The sequence below is a fragment of the Metallibacterium scheffleri genome (genome assembly GCF_002077135.1).
Taxonomy (GTDB): Bacteria; Pseudomonadota; Gammaproteobacteria; order Xanthomonadales; family Rhodanobacteraceae; genus Metallibacterium; species Metallibacterium scheffleri.
The window spans coordinates 266,544-289,980 of the sequence record NZ_LDOS01000002.1; the positions used below are offsets into that span (position 1 = coordinate 266,544).

23 protein-coding genes and 1 pseudogene are annotated in these 23,437 nt (G+C 68.5%); 10 read left to right on the plus strand and 14 right to left on the minus strand.

The window, feature by feature from the left end:
• Positions 1-33: 33 nt before the first annotated feature.
• Positions 34-351, minus strand: a complete 318-nt coding sequence (locus Mschef_RS06385; protein ID WP_081127032.1) for a ComEA family DNA-binding protein — start codon at positions 349-351, stop codon at positions 34-36.
• Positions 352-549: 198 nt separating this feature from the next.
• On the opposite strand from Mschef_RS06385, the gene Mschef_RS06390 reads away from it, so the two are divergent.
• On the plus strand, positions 550-2,019 hold the full coding sequence (locus tag Mschef_RS06390; RefSeq protein WP_081127033.1) for a M20/M25/M40 family metallo-hydrolase: 1,470 nt from the start codon (positions 550-552) through the stop codon (positions 2,017-2,019).
• Positions 2,020-2,032: 13 nt separating this feature from the next.
• On the opposite strand, the pseudogene ppk2 reads toward Mschef_RS06390, so the two are convergent.
• Positions 2,033-2,813, minus strand: a pseudogene (ppk2, locus tag Mschef_RS06395) (polyphosphate kinase 2).
• 245 nt (positions 2,814-3,058) lie between these two features.
• Between ppk2 and Mschef_RS06400 the strand changes: the two are divergent.
• Positions 3,059-3,583 (plus strand): energy transducer TonB, encoded by a 525-nt coding sequence (locus tag Mschef_RS06400; RefSeq protein ID WP_139789395.1) that lies wholly within the window; start codon positions 3,059-3,061, stop codon positions 3,581-3,583.
• Between the two features lie 78 nt (positions 3,584-3,661).
• On the opposite strand, the gene Mschef_RS06405 is transcribed toward Mschef_RS06400, so the two are convergent.
• Positions 3,662-4,555 (minus strand): LysR family transcriptional regulator, encoded by an 894-nt coding sequence (locus Mschef_RS06405; protein WP_081129865.1) that lies wholly within the window; start codon positions 4,553-4,555, stop codon positions 3,662-3,664.
• A gap of 117 nt (positions 4,556-4,672) precedes the next feature.
• Between Mschef_RS06405 and Mschef_RS06410 the strand changes: the two genes are divergently transcribed.
• Positions 4,673-5,668: an aldo/keto reductase gene (locus Mschef_RS06410; RefSeq protein ID WP_081127035.1), complete on the plus strand. Its 996-nt coding sequence runs from the start codon at positions 4,673-4,675 to the stop codon at positions 5,666-5,668.
• Between the two features lie 36 nt (positions 5,669-5,704).
• The gene (locus Mschef_RS06415; RefSeq protein ID WP_081127036.1) at positions 5,705-6,688 is read left to right on the plus strand and encodes an aldo/keto reductase; all 984 of its coding nucleotides are present in this window, start codon (positions 5,705-5,707) and stop codon (positions 6,686-6,688) included.
• Between the two features lie 161 nt (positions 6,689-6,849).
• Here the strand turns inward: Mschef_RS06415 and eda are convergent, their stop codons facing one another.
• The 6 genes from eda to Mschef_RS06445 form a co-directional block, all read right to left on the minus strand.
• A complete protein-coding gene (eda, locus tag Mschef_RS06420) occupies positions 6,850-7,497 on the minus strand; it encodes a bifunctional 4-hydroxy-2-oxoglutarate aldolase/2-dehydro-3-deoxy-phosphogluconate aldolase (RefSeq protein WP_081127037.1) in 648 nt (215 codons plus the stop codon).
• On the minus strand, positions 7,494-9,377 hold the full coding sequence (gene edd / locus Mschef_RS06425; protein WP_081127038.1) for a phosphogluconate dehydratase: 1,884 nt from the start codon (positions 9,375-9,377) through the stop codon (positions 7,494-7,496). The genes eda and edd overlap by 4 nt, the downstream gene beginning before the upstream one ends.
• Positions 9,378-9,471: 94 nt before the next feature.
• Positions 9,472-10,230 carry a 6-phosphogluconolactonase gene (gene pgl / locus Mschef_RS06430; RefSeq protein WP_081127039.1) on the minus strand — a complete coding sequence of 253 codons (759 nt, stop codon included), beginning with the start codon at positions 10,228-10,230 and terminating at the stop codon, positions 9,472-9,474.
• The gene (glk, locus tag Mschef_RS06435; protein WP_081127040.1) at positions 10,227-11,234 is read right to left on the minus strand and encodes a glucokinase; all 1,008 of its coding nucleotides are present in this window, start codon (positions 11,232-11,234) and stop codon (positions 10,227-10,229) included. The genes pgl and glk overlap by 4 nt, the downstream gene beginning before the upstream one ends.
• The gene (zwf, locus tag Mschef_RS06440) at positions 11,231-12,676 is read right to left on the minus strand and encodes a glucose-6-phosphate dehydrogenase (RefSeq protein ID WP_081127041.1); all 1,446 of its coding nucleotides are present in this window, start codon (positions 12,674-12,676) and stop codon (positions 11,231-11,233) included. The genes glk and zwf overlap by 4 nt, the downstream gene beginning before the upstream one ends.
• A complete protein-coding gene (locus tag Mschef_RS06445) occupies positions 12,676-14,037 on the minus strand; it encodes a GH1 family beta-glucosidase (RefSeq protein WP_081127042.1) in 1,362 nt (453 codons plus the stop codon). Before Mschef_RS06445 ends, zwf begins: the two co-directional genes overlap by 1 nt.
• 103 nt (positions 14,038-14,140) lie before the next feature.
• Between Mschef_RS06445 and Mschef_RS06450 the strand changes: the two genes are divergently transcribed.
• Positions 14,141-15,253, plus strand: a complete 1,113-nt coding sequence (locus tag Mschef_RS06450; protein ID WP_081127043.1) for an ABC transporter ATP-binding protein — start codon at positions 14,141-14,143, stop codon at positions 15,251-15,253.
• 397 nt (positions 15,254-15,650) lie between these two features.
• Positions 15,651-16,892 carry a DUF4010 domain-containing protein gene (locus tag Mschef_RS06455; RefSeq protein ID WP_197686746.1) on the plus strand — a complete coding sequence of 414 codons (1,242 nt, stop codon included), beginning with the start codon at positions 15,651-15,653 and terminating at the stop codon, positions 16,890-16,892.
• Positions 16,893-16,913: 21 nt separating this feature from the next.
• Here the strand turns inward: Mschef_RS06455 and Mschef_RS06460 are convergent, their stop codons facing one another.
• Positions 16,914-17,180 carry a hypothetical protein gene (locus tag Mschef_RS06460; protein ID WP_081127044.1) on the minus strand — a complete coding sequence of 89 codons (267 nt, stop codon included), beginning with the start codon at positions 17,178-17,180 and terminating at the stop codon, positions 16,914-16,916.
• On the opposite strand from Mschef_RS06460, the gene Mschef_RS06465 reads away from it, so the two are divergent.
• On the plus strand, positions 17,179-17,559 hold the full coding sequence (locus tag Mschef_RS06465; protein WP_081127045.1) for a hypothetical protein: 381 nt from the start codon (positions 17,179-17,181) through the stop codon (positions 17,557-17,559). The genes Mschef_RS06460 and Mschef_RS06465 overlap by 2 nt on opposite strands.
• Before the next feature lie 131 nt (positions 17,560-17,690).
• Here Mschef_RS06465 and gap read toward each other — a convergent pair whose 3' ends face one another.
• Positions 17,691-18,704: a type I glyceraldehyde-3-phosphate dehydrogenase gene (gene gap, locus Mschef_RS06470; protein WP_081127046.1), complete on the minus strand. Its 1,014-nt coding sequence runs from the start codon at positions 18,702-18,704 to the stop codon at positions 17,691-17,693.
• Between the two features lie 117 nt (positions 18,705-18,821).
• On the opposite strand from gap, the gene Mschef_RS06475 reads away from it, so the two are divergent.
• The gene (locus tag Mschef_RS06475) at positions 18,822-19,655 is read left to right on the plus strand and encodes a S1/P1 nuclease (RefSeq protein WP_081127047.1); all 834 of its coding nucleotides are present in this window, start codon (positions 18,822-18,824) and stop codon (positions 19,653-19,655) included.
• On the opposite strand, the gene Mschef_RS06480 is transcribed toward Mschef_RS06475, so the two are convergent.
• The 3 genes from Mschef_RS06480 to Mschef_RS06490 all read right to left on the minus strand — a co-directional run bounded on the left by Mschef_RS06480 (position 19,656) and on the right by Mschef_RS06490 (position 21,907).
• Entirely contained in the window at positions 19,656-20,063 is a 408-nt protein-coding gene (locus Mschef_RS06480; RefSeq protein ID WP_081129867.1) for a SirB2 family protein, read from the minus strand.
• 71 nt (positions 20,064-20,134) lie between these two features.
• A complete protein-coding gene (locus Mschef_RS06485) occupies positions 20,135-21,421 on the minus strand; it encodes an NnrS family protein (protein WP_081127048.1) in 1,287 nt (428 codons plus the stop codon).
• 57 nt (positions 21,422-21,478) lie between these two features.
• A complete protein-coding gene (locus tag Mschef_RS06490; protein WP_081127049.1) occupies positions 21,479-21,907 on the minus strand; it encodes an RrF2 family transcriptional regulator in 429 nt (142 codons plus the stop codon).
• Positions 21,908-22,061: 154 nt separating this feature from the next.
• Here Mschef_RS06490 and Mschef_RS06495 point away from each other — a divergent pair, with 154 nt between their 5' ends.
• Positions 22,062-22,427, plus strand: a complete 366-nt coding sequence (locus Mschef_RS06495; protein ID WP_081129868.1) for a DUF488 domain-containing protein — start codon at positions 22,062-22,064, stop codon at positions 22,425-22,427.
• Positions 22,411-23,346, plus strand: a complete 936-nt coding sequence (locus tag Mschef_RS06500; RefSeq protein ID WP_081127050.1) for a DNA-3-methyladenine glycosylase 2 — start codon at positions 22,411-22,413, stop codon at positions 23,344-23,346. Before Mschef_RS06495 ends, Mschef_RS06500 begins: the two co-directional genes overlap by 17 nt.
• Positions 23,347-23,437: the final 91 nt, after the last annotated feature.

A 23,437-nucleotide genomic window follows, 5' to 3' on the forward strand; every position in this document is an offset into this window, starting at 1 on the left:
TCCGCCAACCGTGCATCATCTGCTGTGGCCTGCTCAGTGCTTGGCTGCGGCCGGTTTGGCCGCTGCGGCCGGCGCGGCGCCGCTGTCGTTGAGACGGATGAACGCGCGATTGCGCTCCACGGTGCGTGCACCGATGCCCTTGACCTCGGTGAGGTCCTCGGCGCGCTTGAAGCCGCCATGCTGGGTGCGCCAGGCGACGATGGCTTGCGCCTTGGCCAGACCGATGCCGTCGAGCGAATCGGCCAGGGTGGCCGCATCGGCACGGTTGACATTGACCGGCTTGCCGGCCTGGGCGGCGCCGGCCAGCCCGAAGGCGAGCAGTGCGGCGAGGGCGAGGATGGTCTTGCGCATGATGCATTCTCCCGATCGGTGATTTGGTTGCGGCACCAGCGAGGGCGCCGTGAGGCCACGCTAGTCAAGGCGCCATCCCGATGCAGCCGGCGCGTCGGGATGCGCGTTGTGCGTGGCGTAGGCGCGCGCGCGTCGGCTCGCGCCTACGCGGTGTCGGCGCGGAGTAAAATTCGGCTTTTGTCATCAGGAGCATGGGTCATGGACAACCAGCGTCTGGCGCGTGAGATCGGCAGCCTGTGGGACGACGAGATCGTCGGCCAGCTCAGCGAGTACATCCGCATCCCCAACAAATCGCCCATGTTTGATCCGGATTGGGTGGCGCATGGCCACATGGACGCCGCGGTGGCGCTGCTGGAGCGCTGGGCGCGACAGAAAATCACCGTGCTGCCCGGCGCCACGCTGGAAGTGGTGCGCCTGCCCGGGCGCACGCCGCTGATTTGCGTCGAGGTGCCGGCCAGCGCTGGCGCGCAGGCACGCGCTGATGACTGCGTGCTGCTGTACGGACATCTGGACAAGCAGCCGGAGATGAGCGGCTGGAGTGCGGGCCTGGATCCGTGGCAGCCGGTGCTGCGCGGCGATCGCCTGTACGGCCGCGGCGGCGCCGACGACGGTTACGCGCTGTTCGGCGCGCTGGCCGCGCTGCTGGCGCTGCACGAACAAGGCCTGCCCCACGCGCGCTGCATGATCCTGATCGAGGCCTGCGAGGAATCCGGCAGTTACGACCTGCCGTTCTATGTCGATCATCTGGCTGCGCGCATCGGCCAGCCCTCGCTGGTGGTGTGTCTGGACTCCGGCTGCGGCAACTACGAGCAGCTTTGGTTGACCACCAGCCTGCGCGGCATGACCGGCGGCACGCTGCGCGTGGATGTGCTCGGTGAAGGCGTGCATTCGGGCGATGCCTCGGGCATCGTTCCCGAGAGCTTCCGCGTCATGCGTCAGCTGCTCTCGCGCATCGAGGACGAGCACAGCGGCAGCATCAGCGACCCGGCGCTCAACGCCGACGTGCCCGCTGAGCGTCGCGCCCAGGCGCAGGCTGCTGCGCGGGCGCTGGGTACCGCCGTCTACGACAAATTTCCGTGGCTGCCCGGCATGCGTCCGGTGACCAGCGATCTCACCGAACTGGTGCTCAACCGTACCTGGCGTCCGCAACTGGCGGTGACCGGCGCCGAAGGTCTGCCGCCGCTGGGCAGTGCCGGCAACGTGCTGCGCCCCTGCACCGCGCTCAAGCTCAGCTTGCGCCTGCCGCCCACGCTCGATGGCGTGCGCGCCGGCGAGCACGTCAAGCAGGTGTTGGAGCGCGATCCACCCTACGGCTGCAAGGTGGGTTTCGAGCTGGAGAAAGCCTCCAGCGGCTGGAACGCGCCGGCGCTGAAGCCGTGGCTGGCCGAGGCCGTCGAGCATGCCGCGCGCGCCGCCTTCGGCACGCCGCCGGCCTACATGGGCGAGGGTGGCAGCATCCCGTTCATGGGCATGCTGGGCGAGAAGTTTCCCGACGCGCAGTTCCTGATCACCGGCGTGCTGGGCCCACACTCCAACGCGCATGGCCCCAACGAGTTCCTGCACATTCCCACCGGCAAGCACGTCAGCGAGGCCGTGGCCGGCGTGATCGCTGCGCACCACGATGCCAGCGCGCAAGGTCTCACCGCCGGTTCCGCCGCGCGCGCTTGAGCCGTGAGCCGGTTCAGGCCGGGGGCGTGATCCAAAATGCCGGGTCGGTGAGCTGCGCGCGCGCGGGCGCATGGCGCAGCGCCGGCAGGCGCACGCGCGGTGCCGGCGTGTTGCGGTCGGGCACCTGATCCAGCAGGTGCCGGATCAGGCTCAGCCGGCCCTGCTTCTGCTCGTTGTAATTCACCACGAACCACGGCGCAGCGGCGCGGTGCGTGCGCGCCAGCATCACATCGCGCAGGCGCCCGAACTCGGCGTATTTCGCACGACTGGCGATGTCCACCGGCGAGAGTTTCCAGCGTTTGAGCGGATCATCGGCGCGTTCGCGAAAGCGTGTTTCCTGCTCGGCCTGGTCCACCGCCAGCCAATACTTGAGCAGGATGATGCCATCGCGCACCAGCAAGTCCTCGAACACCGGGCAGTCGTCCAGGAACTGCCGATACTGCGCCTTGCCGCAAAAAACCCAGCGCCGGCTCGACCACCGCGCGGGTGTACCAACTGCGATCGAACAGCACGATCTCGCCGGCCTGCGGCAGGTGCGACACGTAGCGCTGGAAATACCACTGGCCCAACTCAGCCTCGCTGGGCTTGCCCAGCGCGACGATACGGTAATTGCGCGTCTCCAGTTTTTCGGTGAGCGCCTTGATGGTGCCGCCCTTGCCGGCCGCATCGCGGCCCTCGAACACCACGCACAGCCGTTTGCCGCGCAGCTTCACCCAACGCTGCAATTCGATCAGTTCGAGCTGGAGTTTTTCCAGCGTGTGCGCATAGTCCTTGCGCTTGCTCGATTTGGGCATGGCGGTTTTCCGGCAGTGGTGGCGGCATCGATGGTGCCAGCAATCGCGGCGCCAGGCGCTCCGCGACCGCCCCGCGTGCTGGCGCGGGGCCGGGCAGACTGGCACACTACGACTCGCGCAGACCACCTCGGCATCCAGCGTCTGGTGTTCGCGTGGTCAGCGCGCGCAGTTTTGATCTGCATGACTCCTCGAGGAGCACTTCCATGCCGCGATCAGATTCTCGTTGCCTGTTGCGGATGACCAGCGTGTTGGCCATTTCGGCCGCCATGGCTGGTGCGCATGCCGCCCCAGCCACGCCCGCTCCAGAGAATTACGCGGTCGTCGATTTCGCAGGGCTGGGTCATTACTGGCACTACACCCTGCCGCCCGGCAAGTTGCCTTCGCGCAACGTGCTCGAGAGGCACCCCAGCGGCTGCGCGGCCATCAGCGTGCGCATCGAGCCGGACGGCACGCCACACCAGATGCACGTGCTGAAGTCCGAGTGGACGCCGATGCTGCCGGTCAACAAGAAGTTGCTGGATGCAAACCTGATCGATCAACTCAGCCGCGCGCGCTTCACCCCCGGCCCGCAAAACCCCGAGCGCCTGCCGGTCTACAGTTACGTGGTGATGTCTTTCATCACCTATCCGGCGAACAGCATGCATCCGGCGGCATCCACACAGAAGCGGGTCGATGGGGTCAGCAAGAAGTTGGCCGCACTGTGCCACGTGCCCGACTTCGTCGAGCGTGTGGCGCGCGCCACGGATACGCCGCTTCCCGGGGGGGACTGAGGATCAGTCCGCAAAACCTGGCACCCTGCCGCCCGTGTTTCCGACACGCGGGTGAACGGGCGTATCAAAGCGAGCGTCTTAACGATGGCGCAATGTTTCCACCAGTAGAGAGAACGCCGGCGATGGCTGCCGCCGGCTCGGGTAGTAGAGGTGGTAACCGGGGAAGGGCGGGCACCAGTCCGCGAGCAAGCGCTTCAAGCGGCCCTTGGTGACGTGTGTCAGCACCCGGTCCTCAGGCAGGTAGGCCAAGCCGAAGCCGTCCAGTGCCGCGGCGAGGATCTGGCGCACGTCGTTGAACGCCAGTCGTCCCTCCACGCGCACGTTCAGCGCGCGGCCGTGCTTCTCGAACTCCCACGGGTACAGGCCGCCGTGGGTGAGGAAACGGATGTTGATGCAGTCGTGCCCGGTGAGGTCGCGCGGCGTCTTCACCGGGGGACGCTTGGCCAGATAGTGCGGCGCGCCGACCACCGCCATGCGCATCGGTGGCCCGATCGGCACGGCGATCATGTCCCGCGCCACCTGCTCGCCGAGGCGGATGCCGGCATCGAAGCGGCCCGCCACGATGTCGGTCAGGGTGGAGTCGCTGATCACCTCGACGTGGATATCCGGATACGCCGGCAAAAGCTTGCGCAACGCGGGCCAGAGGATGGTGGTGGCGGCATGCTCGCCGGTATTGATGCGGATGGTGCCGCCGGGCTTGTCGCGCAGGTCGCCGAGGCCGGCGATGGCCGCGTCGATGTCCTCGAAACTCGGCGTCAGCGCGTGACAAAGGCGCTCGCCCGCCTCGGTCGGCGCCACGTTGCGGGTGGTGCGGGTGAGCAGGCGCAGGCCCAGCCGCGCTTCCAGAGCGCGGATGGTGTGGCTGAGCGCGGACTGCGACACGCCCAGCTGCGCCGCGGCGCGGGTGAAGCTGCGCTCGCGCGCCACGGCGAGGAAGGCGAGCAGGTCGTTGTAGTTGTTCTCGCGCGCCATGAGCCCATCGTCGATTGATGAATTCAAATCATAGGCGCATTCGAATTGTCCCATCTAATCAAGCCACGGCCGTGGGTCCAGACTGACCGCATCCACCCATTCGGCAGGAGCAAGACGATGGAACGACGCACTCTCGGCAACGGCGGTCTGAACGTCTCGGCGCTCGGCCTGGGCACCATGGGCATGACTTCGGCCTACGGACCGCCCGCCGACCGCCGGGCGATGGTTGCGCTGCTGCGTACGGCGGTGGAGCGTGGCGTCACGTTCTTTGATACCGCTGAAGCCTACGGTCCGTTCACCAACGAGGAACGGGTCGGCGAGGCACTGGTGCCGCTGCGTGACCAGGTGGTGATCGCCACCAAGTTCGGCTTCGACATCGACATGCAAACCGGCGAACGGCGCGGCGGCGTCAACAGTCGTCCCGAGCACATCAAGGCGGTGGCCGAGGCCTCGCTGAAGCGGTTGCGCACCGACCGCATCGACCTGTTCTACCAGCACCGCGTCGATCCGAACGTGCCGATGGAAGACGTCGCCGGCGCGGTCAGGGAGCTGATCGCCGCAGGCAAGGTCCGGCACTTCGGCCTGTCCGAGGCGGGCGTGGCGTCGATCCGCCGCGCGCACGCCGTGCAGCCGGTGGCGGCGCTGCAGAGTGAATACTCGCTGTGGTGGCGCGAGCCCGAGGCGGACGTGCTGCCGGTCTGCGCGGAACTGGGCATCGGCTTCGTACCGTTCAGTCCGCTCGGCGCCGGTTTCCTCACCGGCAAGATCGACGAGCACACCACGTTCGACAGCACGGACTTCCGCAACGCGGTGCCGCGCTTCGCGCCGGGTGCGCTGCAGGCGAACATGGCGCTGGTCGAGCTGGTGCGCAGCGTGGCCGCGCGCAAGGGCGCCACGCCCGCGCAGATCGCGCTTGCGTGGTTGCTTGCGCAACATCCGTGGATCGTGCCGATTCCCGGCACCACCAAGCTGCATCGACTGGACGAAAACCTGGGCGCGCTCGCGGTGGAACTGACTCCCGGCGACCTGCAGGAGATCGACGATGCCGCCGCGAACATTCCGCTGCAGGGCGCGCGCCTGCCCGAGAGCGTACTGAAGATGACCGGGCTGTAAGCCGCCCACTCACCATCCACCCCGGAAACCGACAGCATGAAAAAACGCACACTGGGAACCAGCCGGCTTGAAGTCTCCGCCATCGGCTTCGGCTGCATGGGACTGAATTTCGGCTACGGCCCCGGGCCGGGCAGACAAGCGGCGGTGAAGCTGATCCGCGATGCGTTCGAGCACGGAGTGACTTTCTTCGACACCGCCGAAGCCTACGGTCCGTTCACTAACGAGGAGCTGATTGGCGAAGCACTCGCAGCCGTCCGTGATCAGGTCGTCATCGCCACCAAGTTCGGCTTCCTGGACGGCGTCCCGTCGAACGGCGTGGATAGCCGGCCGCAGCGCATCCGTGCCGTCGCCGAGGCCTCGCTGAAGCGGTTGCGCACCGACCGCATCGATCTGTTCTACCAGCACCGCGTCGATCCGAACGTGCCGATGGAGGACGTCGCCGGCGCGGTCAGGGAGTTGATCGCCGCAGGCAAGGTCCGGCACTTCGGTCTGTCCGAGGCCGGCCTGGCGTCAATCCGCCGCGCGCACGCCGTGCAGCCGGTGACCGCCGTGCAGAGTGAATACTCGCTGTGGTGGCGCGAGCCCGAGGCGGACGTGCTGCCGGTCTGCGCGGAGCTGGGCATTGGCTTCGTGCCGTTCAGCCCGCTGGGCAAGGGTTTCCTCACCGGCACCATCGGCGCGGACACGACCTTTGGCAAGGACGACTTCCGCAGCATCGTGCCGCGCTTTTCGGCCGAGGCGCGCGCGGCCAACCAGGCACTGGTCGATCGACTCGGCGAGATCGCCGCGGCGAAGCGGGTCACCTCCGCGCAGATTGCGCTGGCTTGGCTGCTGTCGCGCAAGCCGTGGATCGTGCCGATTCCGGGCACCACCAAGCTGCATCGCCTGCAGGAAAACATCGGCGCGGCTGACGTGGTGCTGACGGGTGCGGAGCTGCAACAGATCGAAGCCGCACTCGGCCAGATCAAAGTGGTGGGTGAGCGTTATCCCGTCCAGATGGCAGCCCTCGCCGGCAGGTAGACGCGCCACATGGGGCAGCCGGCCCGGCCATCGGGCCATGCCAGATACGGCTGGAAATTCGCGGGAATTGAATGCGCTGGACGATCACGCGGCGAACCGTGTTGCCTGTCGGTATCGGTCCGCGCACGGGTGCTGCGTCGGCGCCGGTGGCGAGGGCCGGATCAGCCGCCCAGACTGCGCCGCGCGCTGGCGCTGACCGCCGCCCAGTCGCCGGCGTCCAGCCAGTCCTTCTTCACCATCCACGAGCCGCCGACGCAGGGCACGTTGGGCAGGGCCAGATAATCCTTGGCGTCGTGCTCGCCGATGCCGCCGGTGGGGCAGAAGCTCAGCTCGGCGAAGGGGCCGTGCAGGGCCTTCAGTGCGGCAATGCCGCCGATCGCGGCGGCGGGGAAGAACTTGAGCGTGCGGAAGCCGCGTGCATGCAGCGCCATGATCTCGCTGGCGCTGGCCGCGCCGGGGATCACCGGTAGCGGCGCGCGTTGCAGCGCGTCGGCCAGCGCCGGCGGCGTGCCGGGGGTGACGATGAACTCGGCGCCGTGCGCGATCGCGGCGTCCAGTTGCGCGGCATCCAGCACGGTGCCGGCGCCCACGGTCAGCGCCAGGCCGGCGTCGCGGATGGCGCGGATCGCGGCCAGCGCAGCCGGCGTGCGCAGGGTTACTTCGATGGCGCTCAGTCCGCCGGCGGCCAGCGCCCTGGCGCAGGCCAAACCTTGTTCGGCGGAAGCCAGGCTGAGCACCGGCATGATGCGCGCGCGGCGCAGCAGGTTCAGCGCGTCGTGTTGCCGGGTGGCGAGGTCGGGCGTGTTCATGCGTGGGCTCCTGCTGCGGATGCGGGCGGCGCGCGCAGCGCGTCGGCGGCTTCGCTGCAATCCTCGGGATCGAGGCTGATCGACAGTGCGCCGTGCTCGGCATCGAGCACCTGCGCGCGGGTGTGGCCGAACAGACGCCGGCCGACGTCGCAGCCGCTGCGTGGCATCGGCGCCGGCATGCGCGCGGCCAGCGTGGCGGCGTCGACCTCCAGCGCCAGCACGCCGGTTTCGGCGTCGAGGGTGATCAGGTCGCCGTCCTGCACCTTGGCCAGCAGGCCGCCGCGCGCGGCCTCGGGGGTGAGGTGGATGGCCGACAGGGTCTTGCCGGAAGCGCCGGACAGGCGCCCGTCGGTGACCAGCGCCACGTGCCGGCCCCGATTCTGCAGATGGCCCAGCAGCGGGGTCAGGCTGTGCAGTTCGGGCATGCCATTGGCGTGCGGGCCCTGGAAGCGCAGCACGGCGACGAAATCCGACGGCAGCTCGCCCGCGGCATGGCGACGCGCCAGCGTGTGCTGGTCGTGCAGCACCACTGCGGGCGCGCGGATGCGGCGCTGCTCGGGTTTCAGCGCGGCGATCTTGACCAGTGCGCGGCCAAGGTTGCCCTGCACCAGGCGCAGGCCGCCGTGCGGCTCGAAGGCGTCCTGCACGCCGCGCAGGACGTCGCGGTCGCTGCTGCTGGCTGGCGCATCGACCCAGTGCAGGCGGCCGCCGGCATCCACCCGCAGTTTGCGCGCGTGCTCGCGCAGGCTGGCGCCGAACACGGTGCGCGCATCGGCATGCAGCAGGCCGGCGTCGAGCAGCTCGCGCAGCACCAGGCCGATGCCGCCGGCGTCCTCGAAGCGGTTTACGTCGCCATCGCCATTGGGGTACATGCGCACCAGCAGCGGGGTGATCGCGGACAGTTCGTGGATGTCGGTCCAGTCGATGCTGATGCCGGCCGCGCGCGCCACCGCCACCCAGTGGATGCTGTGGTTGGTGGAGCCGCCGGTGGCCAGCAGCACGACCAGCGCGTTGACGATGGCGCGTTCGTCCACCAGTTCGCCCAGCGGCCGGTAGTCGTGGCCGAGCGTGCTGATCTCGATTGCGCGCAGCGTGGCGGCGCGGGTCAGCGCTTCGCGCAGCGGCGTGCCGGGATTGACGAACGCCGCGCCGGGCAGCATCAGGCCCATGGCTTCCAGCAACAGCTGGTTGGAGTTGGCGGTGCCGTAGAAGGTGCAAGTGCCGGGCGCGTGATACGACTCGGCTTCGGCCTGCAGCAGTTCGTCGCGCGTGGCCTGGCCGGCGGCGTAGCGCTCGCGCACCTTGGCCTTGGCCTGGTTGGAGATGCCCGAGGGCATCGGCCCGGCCGGCACGAAGATCGCCGGCAGATGGCCGAAGCTGAGCGCGCCGATCAGCATGCCGGGCACGATCTTGTCGCACACGCCGAGGTACACGCTGCTATCAAACATGGCGTGGCTGAGCGCGATGGCCGTGGCTTGCGCGATCACGTCGCGGCTGAACAGGCTCAACTCCATGCCCGCCTGGCCCTGGGTGATGCCGTCGCACATCGCCGGCACGCCGCCGGCGACTTGCGCGGTGGCGCCGGCGGCCAGCGCGGTGGCGCGGATCAGCGCCGGGTAGCCCTCGAAGGGCTGGTGCGCCGAGAGCATGTCGTTGTAGGCGGTGACGATGCCGAGGTTGGGCACTGCTGTGCTGCGCAGCCGTGCCTTGGCTTCGGCGTCGCTGGCGGCGAAGCCATGCGCGAGATTGCCGCAGCTCAAATGCCGGCGCGCCGGATCGCGCGGCACCGCGGCGATGGCGGCGAGATAGCGCGCGCGCAGCGGCGCGCTGCGCAGGCGGATACGTTCGGTGATTGCGTGCAGACGCGGGTGGATGCTCATGTCGACTCCGAGGTGGCGCGCGCGTCGCGCAGCTCGTCGCGCGCGCGGAAGAAAGGATCCGCGCCGCCGGGCAGGTGATCGTGCCGGGCGCGCATCAGGGTGCCCAATAGACTTCCAGCATCGCGCCGGGCGTGTCGCAGGCGGCGCAGATCGGCGCCTTGTGTGCATCGCCCACCGTCAGCGCGTGCTGGAAAGCGTCGAGCTTGCCCTGGCCGCGTAGCAACAGTACGCGCTTGCGTGCCCGCGCCAGACCGGCCGGGGTCAGGCTGACGCGTTGCGGGTACTGCCCGGCCACCGCGCAGCCACTGGCATCGATGGCTGCGTAAGCTTGCGTCGTGGTCAGCGCGGCGGCGAGGTCGCGCGAACCGGGAAACAGCGATGCGGTATGCGTGTCGTCGCCCATGCCCAGGATCACGGCGCTGGGCGGAATGCCGAAACCCTGCAGCCAAGTCGAGGCATCGCGCGCCGCGGCAGCGGCATCCAGCGTGGCGTCGGTCAGCAGCGGATGGAAGCTGGCGGCCTGCGCGCCCTGATCCAGCAGGGTGCGGCGCGTGAGCACGTCGTTGCGCCCGGCGGCAGCGTCGGTCACGCGCTCATCGACCAGACCGATGCTGATCTGCGCCCACGGCAGCGGTTGTCTGGCCAGCGCACCCAGCACCGGCGCCGGCGTGCTGCCGCCGGAGACCAGCAGCAGCGCGCGGCCGTGACTGGCCAGTGCCAGTTGCAGCGCGGCGCCGATCGCGCCGGCCGCGGCCGCGGCCCAGGCTGCGGCGTCCGCGTAGGGCAGGAAGATGCAGCGCGCGGCATGTTCGGGGGGCATGCCGGACGTGGCAGGAGTGGGGCGCGTGCTCATGCACAGTCCCCCGCGGTGGCGCCGCAGTGGTGGACCTCGGCGTGCATGCTGGCGATGGCCAATGCGCCCAGCAGGCCGGGCTGCGCGTGCATGATCGCGGCGCTGGGGATGCGCTCCAGCGTGGCGCCGAAACGGCCTTTGCCGGTAAAGCGCGCGCGAAAATCGCCGCCGCGCAAACGCGGCAGCAATTGCGGAATCAGCCCGCCGGCCAGCAGCACGCCATCCCAGGCACCGTACGCCAGCACCAGATCCCCGGCCACGCCGCCGAGGATCAGCGCGAAGCGCTCCAGCGCCGCCAGCGCCAGCGCGTTGCCGCGCAGCGCGTCGGAGGTGACCGCTTCGGGCGTCAGTGCCGGCGCCGGTTCGCTGCGGACTTCACCCAGCGCGCGGTACAAGTTCAACAGCCCGCTGCCGCAGATCAGGCGCTCGTTGGACACGCGCCCGAAGCGCGCGGCGAGCACGCGCAGCAGTTCGATTTCCAGCGCGTCCTGCGGGGCGAAGCCGATGTGGCCGCCTTCGGTTTCCATCACCAGCCAGCGCCCGCCGCGACGCAACACGGCGGTGGCGCCGAGACCGGTGCCCGGCCCCAGCACGGCGAAACAACCATCGGTGGCGGCCGCAAGATCGGGCAGGCTGGGGCCGATCGCCACCATGTCGTCGGCGGTCAGCGCGGGCAGGCTGGCACCCATCGCGGCGAAATCATTGACCAGCTTGATGCGCGGGATCTCCAGCAGCGCGCGCAGCGCGGTGCAGTCGATCTGCCAAGGATGATTGGTGATCTGCGCGCGGCCTTGCTCGACGCGCCCGGCCACGGCAAACACCGCGACCTCGGGCTTGGCGCCGTGCGCACGCAGATAGCTGCGCGCGGCGGCTTCCAGCGATGGATGCTCGGCCACGCGCAGGCTGACCAGGCTGGCATGGTCCACGCCGTGCTCGGCATCGGCCAGTACCAGACGCAGGTTGGTGCCGCCGACATCGGCGAGCAGCACGTTGGCCGCGCTCATGCCGAGCCCTTGGCGTGCGCGACGCCGGATATCGCCGAGGGCAGGAACGGCATCGCCGTCTGTGGACCCCACGAACCGGCCGGGTAGGGCTGCAGCGCGCAGTCGGCGCCGCGCCAGGCATCGGCGATGCTGTCGATCCACTTCCATGCGGCTTCGACTTCATCATCGCGCACGAACAGCGCGTGACGGCCATTGAGTGCATCCAGGAACAGGCGCTCGTAGGCGATGCGGCGGCGGCGCGTCGGCGCCACGGACAGATTCAGCGGCAGCGACTGCAGCTCCATCGCGCCCCATTCCGGTCCGGCCAGGCTACTCATCAGTTGCAGTTCGATGTTTTCCTCGGGCTGCAGACGCACCAGCAGGCGGTTGGGCGCGGCTTGCTGGCGATTGGGTTTCTCGAACAACCAGTGCGAGACCGGCTTGAAGGTGACCACGATCTGCGTGGAGCGTGTGGCCAGGCGCTTGCCGTGCACCAGATTGAACGGCACCCCGGCCCAGCGCCAGTTGTCGATGTGCGCGCGCAGGGCAACGAAGGTTTCCACCGATTGCCCTTCGAGCTGGTTGAAGCCGCCCACTGGTTGCGCGCCGACCACACCGGCCTGGTACACGCCGCGTACCGATTCACCCGGTGCCATCGCGGTAGTGAACGGACGCAGCGCGCGCAGCACCATGAGTTTTTGATCGCGCACGGTGTCGGCGTCCATCGCGGCCGGTGGTTCCATGGCGATCAGGCAGAGCATCTGCAGCATGTGGTTCTGCACCATGTCGCGCAGCGCGCCGTAACGCGAGTAATACTGCTCGCGCCCGTCCACGCCGGCGGTCTCGGCCACCAGCAGGTCGACGCGCTCGATCCAGCGCCGGCTCCATACGGCTTCCAGCAGGGTGTTGCCGAAACGCAGCGCCAGCAGGTTCTGCACCGTGGCCTTGCCGAGGTAGTGGTCGAGGCGGAATACGCGCGCTTCGGGCACGCAGGTGGCGATGGCGGCATTGATGGCGCGCGCGCTGGCCAGATCGCTGCCGATGGGTTTTTCCAGCATCAGGCGCGAGGGTTCTTCGAGCAGGCCAGCCAGCTTCAGACCTTGCGCGATGGGCACGAACAAATCCGGCGGCACCGCCAGATAGCTGAGCACGCCGCCGCGCGGGTCGACCTTCAGCGTCGCGGCCAGCGTCTCCGGCTGGCTCAGATCGACCGAGGTATACGTGGTGCGCGCGAGCAGTTCGCGCAGCGCGTCCGCATCGCATGCATCGCCGGCGCGCCGGGCGATGCGCTCGCTCAGCCATTGATGGAACGCCGCATCCGATTCGAAGCGGGTCTTGCCGACGGCGTGGATGCGGAAGTTGGCGGGCAGCAGCCGGTCGCGCAGCAGATTGGCGAGTGCCGGCACGACCTGGCCGGCGGCCAGGTCTCCGGTGGCGCCGAACAGTACAAGTTGCTCGTGCATCAGGGGTCCTCGTGCAGCGCGGCTCCATTGCTGGCGACCACGCGACTGTAATAGCGAGCGCTATCCTTTGGGGTGCGCTGCTGGGTGGCGTAATTGATGTGCACCAGCCCGAAGCGTTTGGCAAAACCCAGCGACCACTCGAAGTTGTCCAGCAGCGACCACGCCATGTAGCCGCGAACATCCGAGCCGGCCGCGATTGCCGCATGCATCGCGCCGATATGCTTGCGAAGATAATCCACGCGCAACGCATCGGCCACCCGGCCATTTTCCGCGACCGGGGGATCGTAGAACGCCGCGCCGTTCTCGGTGATGTAGACCGGCGGATTGGCGTAGCGTTCCCGGATCCACGCCAGCGTATCGGTGAGCCCCTGCGGGAACACTTCCCAACTGGTTTCGGTGTACGTGGCTTGCGGCTGGATCACGCGCCCGGCACGCACCGGCCAGGCTTCGGGCGCGTCGCGGGTGACGCTGCGCGTGTAGTAGTTCAAGCCGATGAAATCGAGCTTCTGCTTGATCAGCTCGTGATCGGCGGCGGGCCATTCCGGCCACGCGGCGCCGAAGATCTCGCGCATCTCCTCCGGATAGCGGCCGAGAAACACCGGATCGAGGTACTGGCCATTCATGTAGGCGTGCGCGCGGCGCGTGGCAGCCTGATCGGCAGCGCTGTCGCTGGCGGCGTACTTGGGCTCCAGATTCACCACCAGGCCGATCTGGTGCTTGCCGACGCTGCGGTAGCGCTGCACCGCGGCGCCGTGCGCGCGCAGCAAGTGGTGCGTGGCGATGGGCGCCTCGTACAGGCTGCGGTGGCCGGGCGCCAGCGCGCCATGCAGATAGCCGCCGTCGGTGACCACCCAGGGTTCGTTGAGCGTGGCCCAGTGGCGCACGCGGCCGTCCAGCGCCTTGAACATCACGTCGGCGTAATCGGCGAACCAGTGCGCGATGTCCGGGTTGAGCCAGCCGCCACGGTCGTCCAGTGCCGCCGGCAGATCCCAGTGGAACAGCGTGGTCAGCGGGGTGATGCCGTGCGCCAGCAGTTCATCGACCAGGCGCGAGTAGAAATCGAGGCCCTTGGTGTTGACCGTGCCGCGCCCCTCGGGCAGCACGCGCGCCCAGGCCACGCTGAAGCGATACGCGCGCAGGCCGAGGTCGGCCATCATGCGCACGTCCTCGCGCCAGCGCCGATAGTGATCGCAGGCCACATCGCCGGTGTCGCCGCCGATGGTCAGACCCGGGGTATGCACGAAACGCTCCCAGATGCTGGGGCCGGCGCCGTCGGCCAGCGGCGAGCCTTCGATCTGATAGGCCGAAGTCGCGGTGCCCCAGAGAAAATGCTCCGGGAAAGTCGTGTCGTGCTGGGTCATGGAGTGGCGTCCGGAGCGTGGCGGATGATGATGTAAACGGTTACATTGCAGAATAACTGAACGTGCCGTGGCTGGGTAGCGCGCGGTCCGCGGAGAACTGTTGATGGGCGGTGTGAAGCTCGAAAATGTGCGCAAGGTCTATCCCAACGGCCGCGCCGCGGTCGCTGGTGCCAGCTTCGAGGTGCAGCCGGGCGAACTGATCGTATTCGTCGGGCCCTCGGGCTGCGGCAAAACCACCTTGCTGCGCATGATCGCCGGGCTGGAAGAAATCAGCTCCGGCACGCTCAGCATCGCCGGGCGCGTGGTCAACGACCTGCCGCCCAAGGATCGCGACATCGCCATGGTGTTCCAGAACTATGCGTTGTATCCGCACATGAGCGTGGCCGAGAACATGGGTTTCGGCCTCAGGCTGCGCGGCTTGGCGCGCAGCGCGATCGAAACCAAGGTGAGTGATGCGGCGACCATGCTGGGTCTTGACCACGTGCTGAAAATGAAGCCTGGACAGCTCTCCGGCGGCCAGCAGCAGCGCGTGGCGGTGGGGCGCGCGCTGGTGCGTGAGCCCAAGGTTTTTCTGCTCGATGAGCCGTTGTCCAATCTCGATGCCAAGATGCGCCTGAGCATGCGCGTGGAGATCGCGCGCCTGCACCGGCGTCTGGGCACGACGATGATCTATGTCACCCACGACCAGATCGAGGCGATGACGCTGGGCCAGCGCATCGTGGTACTGAAGGACGGCGTGATCCAGCAGATCGACACGCCGATGCGGCTGTATCGCGAACCGGTCAACCTGTTCGTGGCCGAGTTCCTCGGCAGTCCGGCGATGAACACGCTGCGCGGGATTTATCGCGCGGCCGCCTCCGGCAGCATCGAGCTGTCCGCCGACACGCGCATCGCACTGGGTCTGGCGCCGGCGACGCAGGCGCGTCTGACGGCGTACGACGGGCGCAAGATGGTGCTGGGCTTGCGCCCGGAGCAACTGCGCCTGGCCGATGCGGCCACGCCGCGCGACTGGCCACGCTGCACTGCGCAGGTGGATGTGGTCGAACCCGTCGGTAGCGAAGTGTTCGTGGAGATGCGCTGGGGTGCCTGCGCGCTCACCGCGCGCCTGGCGCCCGACTGCCTGCCCGCGGTGGGCGATCATCTCGAGCTGGGCTTCGATCCGGCCGCGCTGCATTTTTTCGATGCCGAGAGCGAAGCGCGCATCGACAGCGCGTGACGGAGCCTGGGCCATGGCCCCGGGATTCCGGGCTCGCCCGGGACACGTGCATAGCGCAGCGCCGGTTACCGGGCTGCATCGTCCCGGACGACGCGCAGTGCCGATCGGGGATCCAGGGCTGACGCGACGTTGCGTCGATGCTCCTGCCGGCGCGGTCGCGCCGCCAATCGGCGCCGGTAATTAATCAGGCACCGTCTTGCAGCGGTTGCGACGACTTGCTATGGATGGTCTGGCGACGGTCGAAGCCTCGTGCATCGTCGTCAGCGCGGGCCGGCGCCTGCTGCCGCGCAACATCGCGATATGCTTCGATGCCTACCTAGGCGTCGCAGGCCCGCGCGCGAGTTGCTATTGCCGGACGATACGATCCGGGCGTGCGTCGTCGCATGGAGATCTCGTCGTGGACATTACCGCCTTGATGGGCCTGATCGCCGCGCTGGGCAGCGGGCTGCTGCTCGGCATCGAGCGCGAACGCCACAAGGGCCGCGGTCCGCGGCGCCAACCGTTGGGATTGCGCAGCTTTCTGTTGGCAGCGCTGGCTGGCGCGGTCGCCATCCGGCTGGGCGATGCGGCGCTGGCGGTGACGCTGCTGGCCGCCGCGGCGTTCGCGCTGGCCGGCTACCTGCGCGCGCGCGACGACGATCCCGGCCTGACCACCGAGTTGGCGCTGCTGCTGACAGTCCTGCTCGGCGCGCTGGCGATGCATGCGCCGGCAGGGGCGGCGGCGCTGGCGGTGCTGACCACGCTGGCGCTGGCTGCGAAGACGCGGCTGCATCATTTCGCGCGGCGCGCGCTCAGCGCCGAAGAATTGCACGCGGGCTTGCTGCTGGCGGCCGCCGTGCTGGTGATCCTGCCGCTGTTGCCGGACCGCCCGCTCGCGTTGCTGGCCGGACTGAATCTGCGCACGCTGTGGGTATTGGCGTTGCTGGTGATGGCGATCGAGAGTCTCGGCCACGTCGCGCTGCGCCTGCTGGGTCCGGCGCGCGGACTGGCGCTCAGCGGCCTGATCGGCGGGTTTGTCTCCAGCACCGCCACCATCGGCGCGATGGGCCAGCGCGCGCGGCAGCAGCCGGCGCTGTTCGCGGCCTGCCTCGGCGGCGCGCTGCTGTCGAACATCGCCACCGTGCTGCAGCTGGCGCTGCTGGTCGGCGCGCTGGCGCCGGAACTGCTGCTGCATCTGTCGGCGCCGCTGCTGGCGGCCAGCGTGGCGGCGCTGCTGGCGGCGGCGATCGCATTGCGTCGTGGCGCGGCGCGCATGGAACGCGTGGCATTGCCGTTGCGGCGGCGGCCCTTCGATCCGCGCCATGCGCTGGGTTTCGCGCTGCTGGTCAGCGCGGCGCTGCTCGGGGCGGACGCGGCGCGGCGCGCGCTCGGGGCGACCGGCGCGCTGCTGGCGGCGACCGCGGCCGGATTGGCCGATGCGCATGCCGCCGCGGTCTCGGTCGCGCAGTTGACGGTGGATGGACATCTGTCGTCCGGGCTGGCACCGGTCGCGGTGCTGGCGGCTTTCAGCAGCAACGCGCTCAGCAAGTGCGCCGCGGCATGGATCGCCGGCGGGCCGCGGTTCGCGGCGCCGCTGGCCGCCGCGCAGGCGGCGATCATCGGTGCGGCGTGGGCGACGTGGCGGATCGTCGGCGCTTGAGTTGACGGCGGGCCGCGCGGCTCAACCGGCCGCGCCGCGGCTGCTGTCGCGGTCCACCAGTTCCACCCCCGCATGCGCCAGCGCGTCCAGCGCGCGCAGCTCGGCGACCGCCTCGCGGCGCTGGAACAGCAGCAGGTCGAGCGGATACCACAGCATCACCCAGCCGAGGATCTGCACGCCCTCGCCCAGCCAGTCGAGCAGCGGCAGCCGGCGCAGCTCCTGGCCGACCAGGGTGGTCGAGGCCAGGATCAGCATGCCGACCAGCAGCGCCCGCCACGCCAGGCGCATGCGCGCGCAGCAGCCGCGCGGCCTGGTCGCGCTCGTAGGTGAAGTGGTTGTGCACCGCCGCGTCGATGGTGTCGGCCGCGTCGCGCAGCTCGGGCGGCAGGTGCACGCGCAGGCGCAGGGCGCCGCGCGGCTCGAGTTCCTGCGCGTAGGAGAGCAGATAGCGATGCGCGTGCGGATCCAGCGCGCGTTCGCGGAACGGCGCCGGGTCGAGCACGTCGAACAGTTGCGCGAGGCTGTGCAGCTCGAGCTCGATGGTGGGGACAGCAGCATTCGCCATGCAGCCGATTCTGCCGGGCGCCGCGGTCGTGCGCGAGCGCCGCAGGCTGGGCCTTGCAGATCAAACGCTTTCCCGCAGTGTCAGCGCCGTGGGCTGGGCTGACAGACCCGGCGCTCTCCCTCGGTACCGGACTGGGATATGCAGCCCAGCCTGCCCGCATGCCACCCTGCGGCCAGATCCCGTGCGAGCGGGCCATCCATGGCCTGCACGGGACGCGCTCGTCCCGACCGCGCTCAGCGCGCTGCCATCAGCGCCAGCGTCATGTCCAGCATGCGGTTGGAGAAGCCCCACTCGTTGTCGTACCAACTGAGCACCTTGACCAGGGTGCCGCCCATCACGCGCGTCTGGGTGGCGTCGTAGATGCTCGACAGCGGGTTGTGGTTGAAGTCCACCGACACCAGCGGCTTGCTGTTGATGCCGAGGATGCCCTTCAGCGCACCCGCGCTGGCTTCCCTGATCGCGGTGTCGATCTCGTCCTTGCTGGTGGCGCGCGCGGCGACGAAGGTCAGATCGACCACCGACACGTTGATGGTCGGCACGCGCATGGCGAAGCCGTCGAGCTTGCCGTTGAGCTCCGGCAGTACCAGGCCGACCGCGGCGGCGGCGCCGGTCTTGGTCGGGATCTGGCTCATGGTGGCGCTGCGCGCGCGACGCAAATCCTTGTGAAAGACGTCGGTCAGCACCTGATCGTTGGTATACGAGTGGATGGTGGTCATCAGCCCGTGCACGATGCCGACCCTGGCGTGCAGCACCTTGGCCAGCGGCGCCAGGCAGTTGGTGGTGCAACTGGCGTTGGAGATCACCTGATGACCGGCCTTGAGCTGGTCGTGGTTGACGCCCATGACGAAGGTGCCGTCCACATCGCTGCCGCCCGGTGCGGAGATGATCACCTTCTTGGCGCCGCCGGCCAGATGCGCACCGGCCTTGGCCTTGCTGGTGAACAGCCCGGTGCATTCCAGCACCACGTCCACGCCCAACGCGCCCCAGGGCAGTTTGGTCGGATCACGCTCGGCGCACACCTTGATGCGGTCGCCTTTGACGACCAGATCGCCGCCGTCCACCGAGACCTCATGTGGGAAGCGCCCGTGCGCGGTGTCGTACTGGGTCAGATGGGCGTTGGTTTCGGCATCGCCGAGGTCGTTGATGGCGACGATCCGAATCGCGTCGGTGCGATTGGCCTCGTACAGCGCGCGCAGGATGTTGCGGCCGATGCGGCCGTAGCCGTTGATGGCGACCTTGATGGGCATGACGAGCGTCCTCAGGCGGGTTGCGGAAACGCGATCTTATCGGCAACGTGACCTTCGGGCGATGTGCCGCCCCGCGTCGCGCTACCACACTGGCACGCATTGATCCGGAGACTTCGCATGCGCTCGATCCATCGCGGCATCCTGCTGTGCCTCGGCCTGCTGGCCACCACGCCGGCCTTCGCTTGGGGTCCGCTCGGGCATCGCATCGTGGCCGATCTGGCCGACGCGCAATTGGCGCCGGGCGCACGCGCGCAGGTCGATGCGCTGCTGGCCAGCGAGCACATGCAAAGCATGGCCGACATCGCCAACTGGGCCGACACGCTGCGCGACGATCCGGCGCAGGCCGCGCTGGGCAAGGCCACCGCGCCGCTGCACTACGTCAACATGCACGGCTCCTGCGATTACAAACCCGCGCTCGACTGCCCGGACGGTCAGTGCGTGGTCGGCGCCATCAACCATTACGCCGCGATCCTGGGCAACCGCAGACTGCCTGTGGCCGCGCGCGCGCAGGCGCTGAACTTTGTCGTGCATTTCGTCGGCGACGTCAACCAGCCGCTGCACGCCGGCTACCAGCAGGACCGTGGCGCCAACGACTATCAGGTGCAGTTTGATGGACAGGGCAGCAACCTGCATCGCATGTGGGATTCGGGCCTGCTGTCCACGCGCCATCTGGATGCGCTCGATTACACCGCGCTGCTGCAGAAGCAGGGACCGGTGACGCTGCCGGCGCCGATCGCGCCGCTGGACAATCCGCCCGCGCAGTGGGCCGAGGAATCCTGCAAGGTGGTGATGAACGAGGGCGTGTATCCGCAAGGCCACGTCATCGGCCAGAGTTACATCGAGCGCGAGCGCCCGATCGCCGAGCGGCAACTGCGCATCGCCGGCAAGCGCCTGGCCGATCTGCTCAATCGCGTGCTGGGCGATTCGCGCACGGTTTCGACGCCGCGGTAATCAACGGTCCAGCAGCGCGAACACGCCCCAGGGGTTCTGCGTGATCGCCACGCTGACGATGAAGCCGAAAGTCGTCAGCGCGGCCACGTAAGCCGCGGCGCGCACCCGCGGCGTGCGCCCGCGCTTGAGCGCGATCGAGCCCAGCGCGATGTACACCAGCAACAGCGCGACCTTCACCGTCAACCACGCGTCCAGCAGTGGGTACTGATGCACGATCACGGTCAGCAGGATCGCCGCTCCCAGCAGCACGGTGTCGTTGAGATACGAGAAATAACGCACGGAGGCGTGATTGGCGATGCGCCAATCGGCCATGCGCGCCAGCCCGCGCAGCGTGAACAGCGTGCCCGAGATGACCACCGCGCCCACGTGCGCGGCCAGGATTTGCGGAAACCAGTTCACCAATGCCATGTCGTATCTCGTCGCGTTGGCGCGATCGCGCACCGGATAAGTTCTTTCGCCCCACACGCGCATTTTGCCGTTCAGCCCGGACGACCATCGCGCCGCGGCGTCAGATAAATCCACGCCGCACGCAGCGCCCACGGCAGAAACGCAGCCACCCAGGCGGCGGCGGTCAGTGTGTAGGCCAGCGCGCCGTAGCCCGCCAGCGAGTCGATCACGCGCGCGATCGCCACCGCCTGCAGCGCGAAGAAGGTGAACCACGGAATCGCGCCCATGCGCAGCGGTCGACCGGAATGGCCATGTGTCACGCGCGTCACCATCGCCACCAGCATCGAGCCGAAGAAGCCCACGGTCAGCGCGTGCAATGCGGCCATGTCCCAGGCGCCATAGTTGCCTTCACCGTACATGCCGCCCACCGCGAACAGCGCGAAGCCCAGCGGCAGCCAGGCAAAGGCCATGTAGAGGACGCTCAGCAGTCCCGGTCGGCGCGCCTTCCAGGGTTGCCAGGCGATCCAGTGCCCGAGAAACAACAGCGCCAGCAGGGCATCGCTCAGCGCACGCAGGCGCGGCTGATCCAGCGCGCCCAACAGCAGATGGGCCAGCAGCAGCAGCCATGCCGCGGGCAGCGACCACGCGGGCCGTACCACGCGATAACCCGCGATCACGCTGCTGGAGAAGAACGGCAGCATGCGATGGGTGACGGTGAAGAACACTGGCATCAGGAAGGCGAAGGTGCCGATACGGATCGCCGCGATCGCCAGCGCGGGCGGTGCGCCCAGCAGAAAGGCCAGGAACAGCGCCAGGCCGAGCGCCCCCAGGGTCAGCGCGGCGAGGATCGACCACGCCCAGTGGTCGCGCGAGCGCGCCGTGCGCAGCACGCCGAGCAGGCGCGTGATGCCATACAGCCAGCCTGCAAGCAGCAGCGCGAAACCGGCGAGCAGCAGCGGACGCAGGTCCAGCAGCCCGATCACAGCCAGCACGTAGCCGCCGAACACGCCAATGAATACCGGCACGTAGGCGCCACGGCGCAGTTCCGGCTGACCGCTCCAGCGTGGAAACACCGTCAGCGTGAAGCCGAAGATGAAAGGCCCGAGCATGCCGTACTGCGCCAGCATCGCGTGCGCCCAGATCGTCGGGATCGGCGCCTGCGGCCAGTGCGCCCAGCTCCAGGTTCCGGCGGCCAGTGCCAGTGTCCACCACAGCATGCTCAGCAGCACCGCCGTGGCGCCGGCAAAGAACATCATGCGATGCGGCGCGGCGGCCAGTATCTGCGCCATGGATGGCGAGATGCCGCGCGGGTTCGCTCGCCCGTGTTCGAGGCTTGCGGCGATCGGTCGTGGCTTGCGCCCGGCTTCGGGTCGATTCATGGTGCGGATTCCAAGTGTGGGCTCGACGGTGTTGCGCGGCGTCGATACGCATGCGGCTCAAGCGGCCGGCTGCAATCCAAAGTCCTCGGGATGCAGCAGCAGATCATCCAGGGTGTGGCGATCGAGCACCGCCACGAAGGCGGCGAGGGCTTCGCGCAATACGCCGCGCAAGCGGCATGCGGGTGCGATCAGGCAGTGGTTGTCCGCGGAAAAGCACTCCACCAGCGCGAAGTCGGGCTCGGTCAAGCGCAGCACGGCGCCGATGCCGATGCGGTCCGGGCGCTTGGCCAATGTGAATCCGCCGGCGCGGCCGCGCACGGCTTTCAGATACCCCGCGCGCGTCAGCACATTGACCACTTTCATCAGGTGATTGCGCGAGATGTCATAGATCTGCGCGGTTTCCTCGATGGTGATCAGACGCTCGCGTTGCGCTGCGGCGTACATCAACACGCGCAGGGCGTAATCCGAGAAGTTGGTCAGTCGCATGATGGCTCCTTGTATCCGCCCGGCATGGTTTGCGTGGCCTCGAAGTGCGCTATATGATGCACGCATATTACATGTTTGCGCGCGACCGCAAGCGCGGTCCATGCCGGTTGCGCGTGTTGCGTGTATGCATTGCATCGCACTGATGGAGCGCGCCATGACGCGGATTTCGATCCAGCGGGTATATGCCGCCGCGGCACCTGGAGAGGGTGTGCGCATTTTGGTGGATCGCTTGTGGCCGCGCGGCTTGAGCAAGGACAAGGCCGCCGTGCGGCACTGGTTGCGCGAGGTGGCGCCCAGCGACGCCTTGCGCCACTGGTTCGCGCACGATCCGGCGCGCTGGGATGAATTCCAGCAGCGTTATTTCGCCGAACTCGACGCCCAGCCCGAGGTCGTGCGCGAATTGCGCAGCGTGCTGGCCGGGCATCCGCATGTCACCTTGTTGTATGCCGCCAAGGACGAGGCCCACAACAACGCGGTGGCGCTGCTGAGCTATCTGCGCCGCCATGGAACTGCGGCTTGAGGCGCGCGCGCCGTTCCGCCTGGACTTGACCGTCTGGGCGCTGCGGCGCCAGCCCGGCAATCGCATCGACACATGGCAGAGCGGCGTCTATCGGCGCAGCTTCGGCAGCCATACGGGCGCGGTGTTTGCCGAAGTGCAGCAGCGCGGCAGCACGCAGCAGCCCATGCTGCAGGTGCGGCTGCATGGCGTTGCCGTGGATGATCCGGCCCGGCGCGAGGACATTGTCGTCGTGCTGCGGCGCATGCTGGGACTGGATGTCGATTTGTCGGGCTTTTATGCGCAGGCTGCTGGCGATCCCGATCTGGGGCCGCTGGTGCTGCGCTATCGCGGGCTCAAGCCGCCGCGCTTCGCCACGCTGTTCGAGGCGCTGGCCAATGCGGTGGCTTGCCAGCAGGTGAGTCTGGCTTCGGGCATCGCCTTGCTGGGCCATCTCAGCGCGCAGTTCGGGCCGGCGCATCCCTTGGCGCCGGAGTTGCATGCTTTCCCGCGTCCGCAGGATCTGTGCGATGCCGATTCCCACGCGTTGCGCGCCCTGGGCTTCAGCCAGCAGAAGACCGGCTATCTGACCGGCCTGGCGCGAGATCTCGCCAGAGGCAAGCTGACAGCCGCCGCGCTCGAAGTGGCCGATGATGCGGGCGCAATGCGTATGCTCAGCACGCTGCGCGGTATCAAGCGCTGGAGCGCGCAGTATGTGGCTCTGCGCGGTCTGGGCCGGCTGGGTGTGTTTCCCGTGGACGATGTGGGGGCGCACAAGCATCTGGCGGCGTGGCTGGGATTGCCACGACTCGACGCTGAAGCCACCGCAGCTCTGGTGCGGCGTTGGCAGCCCTATGCGGGGCTGGTGTATTTCCACGTGCTGCTCAGGCGCCTGGAAGAAGCCGGCCATCTGCGGATCGACACGCCAGCGGGGTCGGAGTAGATCGGTTCGGGAGCGGCTCATGCACCCGATTGAGATGCTTGTGACGCAGCATCGCGACGTCGTACATGGCTTGTTGGTCGTGCTGCGCGAC